Here is a 12120-nt window from a genome sequence, read left to right on the forward strand (position 1 = left end):
TTCTTTCTATTACATACAATTGCAAGGGACTGTTTCGACAGCCTCTGCTTTCTTTTCTTCCAGGACCTGCTGCAGCTGATTAAGATCTGCAAGCGTAAAGTCACTCTCCTGAATCAAGTTTTCAAGCACCTGGACAATTCTTTTTGAGCAAACCTTATCTTTCACATCCTCAACCACCAAGTCTAAACTCTGGTCCTGCGTCAACAATGCCGAGTAAACAAAGGCTTTGCCTGTTTTTTCTCTAGTCAAGCACCCCTTTTCCACCAAGCGGAGCAAGAGGGTCTTGATGGTCGACTTCGACCAGTCAAAGCGCTCGGACAAGACGGCGATCAAATCCGTGCTGGTCTGCTTGCCTTCCATCCAGATAATCTTCATGATGCGCCATTCCGCATTGGAAATTTGCATGATCTCTCCTTTCTAAATCTACATTTGTAAACCTTATGATGTTATTTTACACCTAAGATTTACATTTGTCAACCAAAAGTTTTAAAAAAAAACAAATCTTTCTTTGAAGATTTGTCTGGTTGGGCTTTTTCCACTCCCTATTTTTATCTCCCTAAATTGTCAAATATAAGTTATATTTTTCATCTAACTCAGAAAAACTTGGTATGGTGTTTGATAATCCAAAGACTTCCTAGGAATTCTATTTCTTTTATCAGCTGTAGCTGATAAATAATTTTGAGAACTATTCGTAAAATCCATTTGTTTAGGTAGTCCATTTCGTCTTAATAAGCCATTAGAATGTTCATTGAGACCTCGTTACCCAGGACATCCTGGATCCGCAAAGAAAATATCAATGTCATGTACATTCGAAATAGATTTCCAATTAGAAAATTCTTTTCCGCAATCAAAAGTGATCGACTTAATTCGTTACTCTATCACAATCATAGATTTAATAGACTTGCGTTCATCCATGTCTTTATAAGCTTGATCAATCTCGTCCAAGCTATAGCTATGGGTGAAGACACGTCCTGGATTGATGTCGCCATCAAGAACAGCTTTTAACAAAACTTGTTTATCATAGGTTGTGACAGAGGCTGGTCCGCCACCAATCGTTGTATTTTGTCCAAAGGTTGATCCAATGGCACGATTTTCATAGTGTGGAACACCAACAAATCCCATGCGACCACCATTATGAAGGACTCCAAGAGCTTGGTCCACCGCTGCTTCTGTACCGACACATTCGAGAGCTGCATCTGCTCCTCCCCCGAGGATTTCACGGACTTTGGCAATGCCTTTTTCGCCACGTTCAGCAACAACTGCAGTCGCACCTGACTCCAAAGCCATTTTTTGACGATCTTCATGACGACTCATAAGGACAATTTGTGAAGCACCACGCATCTTAGCTGCGATGACAGCACATTGACCAACAGCCCCATCTCCGATAACGACCACCTTGTCACCTTTTTGCACATTAGCCACACGCGCTGCATGGTAACCCGTCGGCATGACATCAGCCAGTGTCAAAAGTGACTTGAGCATGCCTTCACTATAATCTGAAGGTTGCCCAGGAATTTTGACAAGGGCCCAGTTGGCAAAGTGGAAACGGATATACTCAGCCTGCACGCCCCCAGACCAGTTATTACCTGGGTGGTTGTCACAAGAGCCATCAAAACCAGCACGACAGGCATCACACTGTCCACAACCATGTGTGAAAGGGGCAATGACAAAGTCACCTGGTTTTACTGTAGTAACTTCCTCGCCAACTTCTTCGACAATTCCGATAGCCTCATGACCGCTATTTCTATGTCCTTCTTCCATTTCCGGATTACGGTAACTCCAAAGGTCTGAGCCGCAAACGCAAGTACGTACTATCTTGATAATGACATCATCTGCCTCTTGAATGCTTGGACGTTTGATTTCCTCAATGCCGACCTGCCCAGCTTTGGTATAAACTGCTGATTTCATTTAATAACCTCTATTCTTTCGTTTCTGATAGTATACTCTTTTTAACAAGAAATCGCTCACATCATACACTCCCTATTACGGTCATATTTAGTTACTTAATCATATTTTTTCCCATACTTCTTTTCAAGCATTTTCTTAACTAGATATGGCATCTTGACATTCTCTCGACCTTTTTTAGCAATCAATTTTTTGACGAAATCAGGCATCTGAATATCTTCTTCCTCTTCTAAAATCTGTCCTGTGTTTGAAGGAGCTTCCAACTCATCAAAAGTCTCTAGTTGAGGTTGATAGTAACGATAGTCACCGTCTATATGAGACTGAATGGTTGAAAGAAGGGCTTTAATCAAACGAGAATCGCTATTTGGCATAGGAGGACGGTGATAGGCCACACCAAGCTCATGACAAAGCTCCTTACACTCTACATCATTATCAAAAAGAACCTCAATATGCTCACTAATAAAAGCTATCGGGACAAAAATATAGTGGTCAGGGTGTTCCTTCTCATCATGAAGGTATTCTAAGACATCAGGTTTAATCCAAGGAATACCAATATCACTTTCACTCTGCCATGTATTGGTATACTGGTCTTCTTCAAGGCCTAAAATTTCCACAATCAAGCGAGTATTGTCATAAATCTGATCGATATAAGGATCGCCAAAATCAAGTGCCAAAACTGGGACACTGTGGGCTGAAAAAATTACCTTATAACTGTCGTCTCCAATCTGATCTAAAATCTTTTGGATCTCATCAGCCCAATAGTGAAGTAGAGAAGGTTCGCGGTACCAGTCCTTGATAATTTGGAACTTAATTTGATCACTTTCTAAAAATTTTTCATAGCCCATGACTGAATAGTATGAATAATGGGGCTCTAGAATCAAACACAAACACTCTTCAATTCCGTCATTCTCCATCTCTTTAATCGCATCTATGATGAAAGGTCGAGAAAATTTATTAGCAAAGTAAACCGACACTTGTTCTCCAAGAGCGGAGGCAACTAAGTCAACTTCTTCCTTTGATATCCTTTGAAGGGGAGTTCCACCGATTCGTAGGTAATTATCATATAAGGTCTGAATTTCATGTGGTTCGGGACGAACTCCACGTCGTATATTAGTGAAAAATTCTGCCACTCCTTCATAGGTAATCTCTTCTGGCGACCCAAAAGTCATCATCAACACAGCTCTTTTACTCATAATTACTCCTTGTTCCACGTTTGTTCTATTTTATCATGAAAAGGCTTACTTTAGTTAACTTAGTATCAAAAAAACTCCTAGAGACAAACTCTAAGAGTTTAAATAACGTTTCTTAATGATGATGACCATTTCCTTGATTTTGACCCACTTCCAACTCCTCAATATTACGCTTATGGGCTCGGTGGGTTGCTAAGTCTTCATCTACCTCAATGGTGACGTTTTGAAAGCCACAATCTTTAAGCAAGGTGCGAATCGCTTCTTTACAAACCTCCATGTGGTTGACATGCTCCAGACAAACATGGACAATGGCGTTTTTTTCCAGACCATCCATGGTCCAAAGATTAAGCTGATTGATACTAGCCACATAGTCCAACTTCTCCAAATTACTCTTAACCTGCTGGATATCCACTCCTTCTGGCACAGCGTCTAGAAAAATTCTGAGCGTGCTCCAAAAACGTGGAATGGCTTTTGACAGAATAAAGAAGGAAATAGCAAGGGATAAGAGAGGATCCAGGATATACCAGTCGGTAAATCGAAGAACAATGGCCATTAGGATGACAGCCAACCAACCCAAGGTATCTTCTAGAAAATGCAGGCTGAGAATAGATTCATTCTTGTTTTGCCCTTTGCGAATGACGAGACTTGCCAATACATTAATACTGACGGCAATAATTCCAAGCCAGAGAATCCCCTCATCATTGACAGGTTGTGGATGGAAAAGCTTGGATATATTTTCCAAAATCACCATGCCAGACCCTGTCATCAGTATCACAGCGGTCACCATGGCACCTAAGAGGCTGAAACGCTTGTAGCCCAAGGTATAGTGGCTATCTTCTTCACGATTTGAAATGCTCTCCAAAAAGGCTGAAATCCCAATAGCGATCGCATCCCCCAAGTCATGGACCGAATCCGCAAGGACCGCACTGGACCCAAAAATTCCTCCCGCAATAAACTCAACAATGGCATAACTCAAATTCAAGAAAAAAGCTATCCATACCGCATGTTTTGTCTTCATAATCCTAAATCCTCTGGTATAATAGATTCATGAACATCATGTTCATTATCATTATCTAACATTCACAACAGAAAGGATAGGGGCAAACCGTTTAGGTTGTACGTTACTGAACAGTTTGTTCAAAGTGTCCATATGACTGCTCAGGATCGTCGTATTACTAAGACTCGAAAAGCCATCTATAATGCTTTTTTACAATTACTCAATCAGAAAGACTACGAAGCAATCACAGTTCAGGAGATTATTGACCTGGCTGATGTGGGGCGTTCGACTTTTTACAGCCATTATGAGAGCAAAGAGTTACTACTGGATGAACTCTGCCAAAAGCTCTTTCACCATCTCTTTGAGCGTGCTCAACACCTCTCTACAAAAGACTACCTGGCCCATATCTTTCAGCATTTCAAGAAAAATCAAGACCATGTGACCAGTCTCCTGCTATCTAAAAACGATTATTTTATTCGTCAGCTGCGAAAAGAACTGGAGCACGACGTCTACCCGATGGTCGCTGTGCAACTAATCCAATCCTATCCCAATATTCCTCACTCCTACCTCAAACACTTGGTCGTCAGCCACTTTATCGAAACCCTCAGCTGGTGGCTAAAAAAAGGTAAGTCCTATAGCGAGCAGGAAATTGTCCAGTTTTATTTGGAGATACTGAAAGTTTGTTCAAACTAGAAAGAAGTTTTTTTAATGACCCTCACTCAATTTTATTTTCTCTTCCCAGCCTTATTCATGCTTCACGAACTTGAGGAAATCATATGGATGCCTTCGTTTGTCAAAAAACTATCAGCACAGTTTCCAGACAATCTAATACTGTCTTATTACACGCCCTTTGCTTTCAATGCTATTGTCTTGGAACAGTTTCTAATTCTGCTCCTATCACTTTTTCTTAGTTATCAGGTTCACAACTATACCATCTACGTGACCATCGTAATCGCTTATATCTACCACGTGTTTGGGCATCTGATTCAAACAATTCTTATTAAAAAATATGTACCTGGCTTATTAACGGGTATTTTTACGAGTTTGTTTTCTCTATTCTATCTCAAAAATAACGTCCCTATCAATCTTTATTGGTACTCTTTCTTTACCTTATTACTTATCCTAATAAATCTTGTATTATCATTTATGATTCTACATCAGATAAATCAAAAAGCCAATACAAACAAGATCTCGCGCAGAAAAAACTAAAATCCAATTAAACAAAAATGAGGCTGGGACAAAAGTCCTAGCCTCTCAATTGTCTTTGAATTGTCGAGCAAGACGCAGTGGTTGAGTGGGCTCTACTACGCTGATTTCATCAGCTTTTACAGCCCTACTCAACTGTGCAGAGGTGGGACGACGAAATCGAATTCTAACGAATTACCGATTTCTGTCCCACTCTCTCTTTCATTCTATATTTAGAAACTTGCTACTTCCACAAACCACCTAAGATTTGTTTTTCTAACAAGTCTAAGTCCTCTTCTCTCATTTCGCCATTGACGCCAACGACATATAGTTGAGAGAAGTAAGCTAACAATGGACCTATACAGATGCGAACCATTTGAGGAATCGTTATCTCTGGATTTACACGTGGATCTGCTAGCAATTCCTTATGAAGCACTCGAAGTTTATCTTGAATAGCATTCCAGATAAAAATCTGTTCATTTTTTAGTTTTTTATTTGAAAAACTCTCTTGTAGAATGATTTTCATCAAGGCACGATTTTTTTTGAGATAGCTCATACGATTATGGACGAGATAACGAACCCTCTCTTCTGTCGTTTCAAAAGCTAAGAGTTCCTCAAAAAAACTACCGAGAATGCCTGAGACTACAGGATGTAAAATAGCCGTCAGTAAATCATCCTTCGTCTTAAAATACTTAAACAAAGTTGCCTGGCTTAGTCCAGCACGCTCAGCTATGTGAAGAGTTGAGGTCCCATGGTAACTCCTGGTTGATATGAGATCCACTGCTGCCTGCATGATTTTTTTCTTTCCTTGAGGGTAATTCGCTTCTTCTAAGTAATCTTCAAACGATTCAAAAACAGTCTTATCCATCCAATCTTCACACCTTTTTAGCATTATTTATGTTGATTTCTAAACTTTACGATAACGACGCAATCCAACAATATTGAGAATTGTTAAAATGATCAAGAAAATCATTAAAACACCAAGATTTGACAAAATATCACCAAGATTGTGTCCGTAAAGAATAATCTGGCTTATTGCATCACCAGAATAGGTTAATGGCAAAAATTTCCCCACAGTTGGAGCCCATTCTCCCATGGATGACAATGGAATAATTCCTGAGAAAAAAAGTTGGGGCATAATCACGAGAGGAATAAATTGCATCATTTGGAATTCTGATTTTGCTAGAGTAGACAAGAGAATTCCAAAAGCTAGTGCTACAAGAGCCAGTACCACATTAACTATTATAACATTTAAAATATTTCCTACAACTTCTACATCTAGTAGCCAAATTGCTGCTAAAACGACAACTGCCGTTTGAAAAATCGCAATAATACCGTAAGACAACATATAGCCATAGACGATTTCAGAACGTTTCACTGGGGTTGCTAACAAGCGATCCAAGGTTCCACTTGTTCGCTCTTTCAACAGTGCCATACCAGAAATCAAAAAGACAAAGAAGAAGACCACAAAGCCAATTAAAATTGGAATCATACGTGCAAAGAATCCAGTATTTTTATCTCCATATTGGTAAGATTCTTTGATTTCAGGCGCCTTTTCATCTAATTTCAATTGTGGAAGAGCTTGTTTGACACGAGATAATAACTGATCGGTGCCTTCATTGACGATACTTGTTCGTAACACTTGTCGTGTCATAGTTGTTTTAGAAGCATCCGTATTTGCGTAGTCGACCTGATACTCACCATCTTTATACGATATGACTGCATCTACTTTCTCGTCAGCTAGAGCTTTTTTAGCCTGATCTAAGTCTTGATAAGTCTCGACGTCCACATGATCGAGCTCATCCATTTTTGTTACCAAACCAGTTGGTAGATCTTGTGTCGCTAACTTGACATTCACGGTTGTACTAGCTGAAAACATGAGGTTCATCAGCCACATAATAAATACCGGCGCTACAAACATCATAGCCAAGGTTCGTTTGTCACGAAGCAATTCTTTGATAACTTTTTTAGCAATAGCAATGGTTCTCATCTTACTCTCCTTCTGCTTTCAAAAAGACTTCTTCAATACTTGAAACTTGATAACTATCTTTTAAGTGTTGCGGTGTATCAAAAGCAATGATTTTTCCACCTAATAATAAGCCGACCTTATCCGTTAACTCTGCTTCATCCATAACATGGGTAGTAACTAATATCCCTACCCCATTGTCTCTAAGCGCGAATAATTCTTTCCAGATTTTCTTTCGAAGAGAAGGGTCGATTCCAACTGTCGGTTCGTCCAAAATCAAGAGCTGAGGATTCCCCAGAAGCGCGACGGCTAAAGACAAGCGTCGCTTCATTCCTCCAGAATAACCGGATACCGTTTTATTCAAATGCTCTGTCAGATCCACAACTTGAGCCACATGGGCAATTTCAGCTGTCAGATCTCTTTTGGATAGCCCTTTTAGCTGACCAAAAAATTCTAGATTTTCTTGACCTGACAAGGCCTCATAAAGAGCATCAGACTGAGCCATATAGCCAATATCACCTAAAATATGACGATTTGGCATAGTATGGTCCAAGACTAAAGCGATACCGCTATCCGCCTTTTCCATTCCTAGCATGGTTTTAATCATAGTTGATTTACCAGCACCTGATGGACCGATTAGACCAATGATTTCTCCAGGCTGTAAATCAAAACCAACGTGATCTAAGACCATTTGACGACCAAAAGATTTTTCTAAATCTTTTAAATGTAACAATTTTTTCATTTGAATCCTCCTAGGTGAGTATTTACTCACTTTTGAAATATAAAACTATTATAGTGAGTATCCACTCACTTGTCAAGTGAAAGTAAAATTTTCATAACAAAAATCCTCGAATACAAAGGCACTGCACCCATAAAATGAGACACAAGAAAACACTCCTTTTGAAATTAAACTGCACCCCAAAAGTTAGATTTTTTCTGTCTAACTTTTGGGGTGCAGTTCAAACTCTACTAGAGTGTTTACTTATAATTATTGACAGTATCCAATTTTATCATTGCAATAATTGATTAAAACTTGTGCTTTTTCAAAAGTATAGCCTTTATCAGATACCGACTTCACTTTCTTCTCATCAAAGTAGTAGCCAGTCAAGCCCCTGATTTCTTCTGACAAGGTGAGGTAGTAGCCTGTTTCGATTCCTTGATCTAGATCTTTTGAGAGAGACTTCATCAGGCGTCCAAAGAGGGACTGCTTCGTTTTTTCATCACTAGAGTTATTCCCTAAGTTAGTCGAAATTAAGCCGGGATGATAGGCATTAATGGTGATGTTTGAACCTTTTAAAAAGAAGTCTCTTGCTAGATAGCGTGTCATCCAAATGGTATAGAGTTTGGAATTATTATAGGCCAATCCTGGATTGTATTCTTTCTCAAATCCAAAGTCCAAATCCTTGACCTTGGCAAAATAATGCATATAGGAAGAAGTATTAATGACACGGCCGTCAGCCGATTTTTCTAACAAGGGACTTAGCTCAGTTGTTAACAGATAGGGAACCAGAACGGATAACATAAAAGTCAACTCGACATTTTCAGCACTCGCTTTTCGTTCTTTTCCTGCATACAGGCCGGCGTTGTTAAACAAGACATCGACCCTTTGAAAGTCACGCTTGATTTCCTCCACAAATCGATAGACATCATCTAATTTTGAAAAATCTGCCAAGTAACTTGAAACTCTGCCTCTCAGGGAAACAGCCCGAACCTCTTGAAGCGCTAATTCTAGTTTTTGAGGATTTCGTCCATGAAGAATGACCTGATGACCTTCACTAGCCAGTTTCTTTGCCAAATGTTTACCAATACCGTCAGTAGCACCTGTTATTAGAATGGTTTTGACCATCTTAGTCCTCCAAGAAAGCAATGAGTTCTGTTGAAAACTCTTCTGCATATTGGAAGATCGAACCGTGACCAGCATTTGGATAGATGATGAGCTTGCTATCTTTTATTTTCTCATGCATGTCATAAGAATTTTCCGTTGGAACCTGCATATCCTTATCCCCGTTGACAATTAAGGTTGGTTGGGTGATAAATCTTAGGTCGTCTTGAGAATCTTTCCCCCAACGTTTAATAGCTTTGAGTTGAGTTAAGAAAGCAGGCACACTCATGTCTTTGTCTACAAATTCCTTGGTTCGCATTCCCATTCGTCCGAGAACTTTCAAGGCTTCGATTTTTCCTTGTTCATCATGGCTATAGAAGATATAGCGTTTAGGATCGATGCGCTCAAGTCCCGCTTTAAACATATAGTTAAAGGTTTTCCCTGTAACTTTATCGACCTCTTTTCCTCCTCGAGGTCCTGTTCCTGCCAAGATGAGACGGTTGACCAAATCAGGCTTGATTCGGACCATTTCTTGAGCAATCATGCCTCCCATAGAAAGACCAAGGAGATTGATTTTATCGTAACCAAGGGCTTTTACAAAGGCAATTGTCTGCTCAGCCATTCCAGGAATGGTTGGCGCCACTTTGCCTTGACTGGCTCCCACACCAGGAAGGTCGACCACAATCACATGGTGTTTTTCAGCAATCAAGTCCATGAGTTTTGGATCCCAGTTATCGAGGGTTGCTGCCAAATGGACCAGCATCAGAAGAGGTAGTTTTGATTTGCCTTTGCTGAGTTCGCGATAGGCGATTTTATTTCCTTGGACAGTGATGTATTGATTTTTAGTTGTAAGATATGACATTGTCTTTTCCTTTTATTTCTTAAAGCTGAGGACTGTTTTTCCACGCGAGCGACCATTAGCGACCTTGTCTAAGGCGCTATTCACTTCTTCAAATGGATAGACTGTATCGATAGATGGCTTGATTTCCAATTTGCTAAAGAGGTCAGCTACCTCTTGTAATTGAGCGCCATTGCTTTCTACAAAGATAAAATGGTAGTGAACGCCGTATTTGTCAGCCATCTTATCAAATTTGCGACCGACTAATCCAAGAATCATCTGTTTCCATTTTGGCAAATTCATGCGTTTGGCAAAGTCACTATTTGGCATAGCACGAAGTGACACAAGCTGACCACCTTTTTTCATGATAGACATTTGTTTTTCAGTCTCAGCGCCCCCAAGAGTATCAAGGACATAATCAACCTGGCTAACAGTTTTTGTATAATCCTCTGTTTTGTAATCGATAAAGCGGTCTGCTCCTAGCTTCAATACACGCTCAGCGCTATCTCCAGCCCCATTGGTAATGACCTTCAAACCTTTAGCCTTAGCAATCGGAATGGCCATACCGCCGACACCGCCTGTACCACCAGAGATAAAGATGGTTTTTCCAGCTTGAGCGCCCATGAGTTCTAGGGCTTGCATAATGGTCAAGGCAGTCAAAGGGACAGCAGCCGCTTCCTCATCTGAAAGATAGTCTGGAACCTTGGCTAGAGCCTGACTATCGACAGCTACGTATTCCGCAAAGGCACCGATGTGGTCGAGTGGGAGACGCCCAAAGACACGATCCCCGACTTTAAGGTTATTCACCTGGTTTCCAACGCTTTCAACGATACCGACCACTTCATTTCCAGCAGTTTGTGGGAGTTTGTAAGGGACGATCATCTTGACTTCACCACGGGAAATCATATTATCCAGAGGATTAACACCAGCTGCGGTGACTTTGACCAAAACTTCTTTGTCTGTGTTACTTGGTTTAGCGACTTCTGTGATGTTCAGTGTGATATTCTTTTTGTTGTATGATGTATGTTGTGCGGCTTTCATTGTCTTCTCTTTTCTAATTTCTGTTGTATCCGATTGAGATACAAGTCTAGTCTTTTTAAAACTGATCTGCATGCAAATCAGTTTCGTTTTTGTTTGGCCTCTTTATAAAGATTATTAATGACATCTTCTAAGGTTTGGTGAGCTAGTTCCTTCTCAAGTTGAGCTTCAGCACTAGCAAATAGTGGTGAAACGGCAGCTTGAATATGTTTCCCTACTGGGCAATCCGGATTGCTATTTTGATGAACAGGAAATAGGCTGATGTGGCTGACTTCTTGTGTTGCAAAATAAATTTCAAGTAAGGTCACTTCCTTTGGGGACTTACTGAGTTGATAGCCTGTTTTTCCTTGCTGAGACTGGATTAGTCCAGCATTTTTCAATAAGGCGATTACCTTTCGAATGTAACTCGCGTTAGTCCCAACACTAATAGCTAATGCTTGAGAGCTTAGGGTTTCCTTGCTTTCACTAATCATGGTTAGGATATGTAAGGCTACTGAAAATTTTGTATCCATATAAACTCCTTTAGATAACTTGTATCTGGTGCAAGAACAAGTATACCATAAATAAAAAGAAAAGCAAGACTTGTGCTTCACTGTTAAAAAACAAAAAGAGGACCCTATGGAATCCTCTTATTAATTGATAAACATAAGTATTAAGCTTTCTTTGCCGCCTTGCTCCATTGGTACCAACCAACTAGACTGTTGATAAGATAAATGAAGTATTTCCCTTGAATTTGAAGGCTTTCTCCCCACCAGAGGTAGATAGAGAAAACATTAGTAGCAGCCCAAAAAATCCATTGTTCACGGTAAACAGCTGTCATCAAGAGCTGATCAACACCGTTTGTCGCATCAGTAATAGAATCACGATAAGGACGATTAGCTCCAATTGACTGGTAAATAAGACCAAAAGCTAGCCACCAAAATACACTAATTGAGAGGTACTTGGTCCATCCCACGGTATCCAACTTACGGGCAACAAATTCCTGCTGTTCTTTTTTGAACTGGGCTTGATAGATCAAAAAGTGTTAAAATTAAGACAGTAACCTCAGAATAGATACTGTCTTATCTCTTTTTTTTACTTAAAGCCTTGATAGACTTGACAAATGGTAGAAAAGAACCGTGAGTTCTTGCCAGAAGCTGAAGTTAATCCTTCAACCTGGAAAACCCGCAGAGGTGACTT

At 40.0% G+C, this 12120-nt stretch carries 13 protein-coding genes and 2 pseudogenes; 2 read left to right on the plus strand and 13 right to left on the minus strand.

What is annotated here, in order from left to right; genetic code table 11:
• Positions 1-9: 9 nt before the first annotated feature.
• The 5 genes and pseudogenes from NYE32_RS05295 to NYE32_RS05315 all read right to left on the minus strand — a co-directional run bounded on the left by NYE32_RS05295 (position 10) and on the right by NYE32_RS05315 (position 4113).
• Positions 10-405 (minus strand): CopY/TcrY family copper transport repressor, encoded by a 396-nt coding sequence (locus NYE32_RS05295; RefSeq protein WP_156685075.1) that lies wholly within the window; start codon positions 403-405, stop codon positions 10-12.
• Positions 406-588: 183 nt separating this feature from the next.
• Positions 589-864: pseudogene (locus tag NYE32_RS05300) on the minus strand (IS30 family transposase); the annotation flags it as partial.
• A 6-nt stretch (positions 865-870) separates the two neighbouring features.
• A complete protein-coding gene (locus NYE32_RS05305; protein ID WP_156685076.1) occupies positions 871-1908 on the minus strand; it encodes an alcohol dehydrogenase catalytic domain-containing protein in 1038 nt (345 codons plus the stop codon).
• Between the two features lie 95 nt (positions 1909-2003).
• The gene (gene hemH, locus NYE32_RS05310; RefSeq protein ID WP_156685077.1) at positions 2004-3098 is read right to left on the minus strand and encodes a ferrochelatase; all 1095 of its coding nucleotides are present in this window, start codon (positions 3096-3098) and stop codon (positions 2004-2006) included.
• 112 nt (positions 3099-3210) lie between these two features.
• The gene (locus NYE32_RS05315; protein ID WP_156685078.1) at positions 3211-4113 is read right to left on the minus strand and encodes a cation diffusion facilitator family transporter; all 903 of its coding nucleotides are present in this window, start codon (positions 4111-4113) and stop codon (positions 3211-3213) included.
• Positions 4114-4245: 132 nt separating this feature from the next.
• On the opposite strand from NYE32_RS05315, the gene NYE32_RS05320 reads away from it, so the two are divergent.
• Positions 4246-4785 (plus strand): TetR/AcrR family transcriptional regulator, encoded by a 540-nt coding sequence (locus NYE32_RS05320; RefSeq protein ID WP_156685079.1) that lies wholly within the window; start codon positions 4246-4248, stop codon positions 4783-4785.
• Between the two features lie 15 nt (positions 4786-4800).
• A complete protein-coding gene (locus tag NYE32_RS05325) occupies positions 4801-5301 on the plus strand; it encodes an HXXEE domain-containing protein (protein ID WP_059749168.1) in 501 nt (166 codons plus the stop codon).
• Between the two features lie 220 nt (positions 5302-5521).
• Here the strand turns inward: NYE32_RS05325 and NYE32_RS05330 are convergent, their stop codons facing one another.
• The 8 genes and pseudogenes from NYE32_RS05330 to pnuC form a co-directional block, all read right to left on the minus strand.
• Positions 5522-6145: a TetR/AcrR family transcriptional regulator gene (locus NYE32_RS05330; RefSeq protein WP_059749170.1), complete on the minus strand. Its 624-nt coding sequence runs from the start codon at positions 6143-6145 to the stop codon at positions 5522-5524.
• A 39-nt stretch (positions 6146-6184) separates the two neighbouring features.
• Positions 6185-7267 carry an ABC transporter permease gene (locus NYE32_RS05335; RefSeq protein WP_006154045.1) on the minus strand — a complete coding sequence of 361 codons (1083 nt, stop codon included), beginning with the start codon at positions 7265-7267 and terminating at the stop codon, positions 6185-6187.
• A gap of 1 nt (position 7268) precedes the next feature.
• Entirely contained in the window at positions 7269-7985 is a 717-nt protein-coding gene (locus NYE32_RS05340; protein WP_021144116.1) for an ABC transporter ATP-binding protein, read from the minus strand.
• Positions 7986-8231: 246 nt separating this feature from the next.
• Entirely contained in the window at positions 8232-9089 is an 858-nt protein-coding gene (locus tag NYE32_RS05345) for an SDR family NAD(P)-dependent oxidoreductase (protein ID WP_021144115.1), read from the minus strand.
• 1 nt (position 9090) lies between these two features.
• Entirely contained in the window at positions 9091-9927 is an 837-nt protein-coding gene (locus NYE32_RS05350) for an alpha/beta hydrolase (protein WP_156685081.1), read from the minus strand.
• A 12-nt stretch (positions 9928-9939) separates the two neighbouring features.
• The gene (locus tag NYE32_RS05355) at positions 9940-10944 is read right to left on the minus strand and encodes an NADP-dependent oxidoreductase (protein WP_156685082.1); all 1005 of its coding nucleotides are present in this window, start codon (positions 10942-10944) and stop codon (positions 9940-9942) included.
• Between the two features lie 77 nt (positions 10945-11021).
• The gene (locus tag NYE32_RS05360) at positions 11022-11453 is read right to left on the minus strand and encodes an Rrf2 family transcriptional regulator (RefSeq protein ID WP_073689364.1); all 432 of its coding nucleotides are present in this window, start codon (positions 11451-11453) and stop codon (positions 11022-11024) included.
• 140 nt (positions 11454-11593) lie between these two features.
• Positions 11594-11956 (minus strand): annotated as a pseudogene (pnuC, locus tag NYE32_RS05365) (nicotinamide riboside transporter PnuC); the annotation flags it as partial.
• Between the last annotated feature and the right edge of the window lie 164 nt (positions 11957-12120).

The organism is Streptococcus sp. FSL R7-0248, from assembly GCF_037967965.1.
Classification (GTDB): Bacteria; Bacillota; Bacilli; order Lactobacillales; family Streptococcaceae; genus Streptococcus.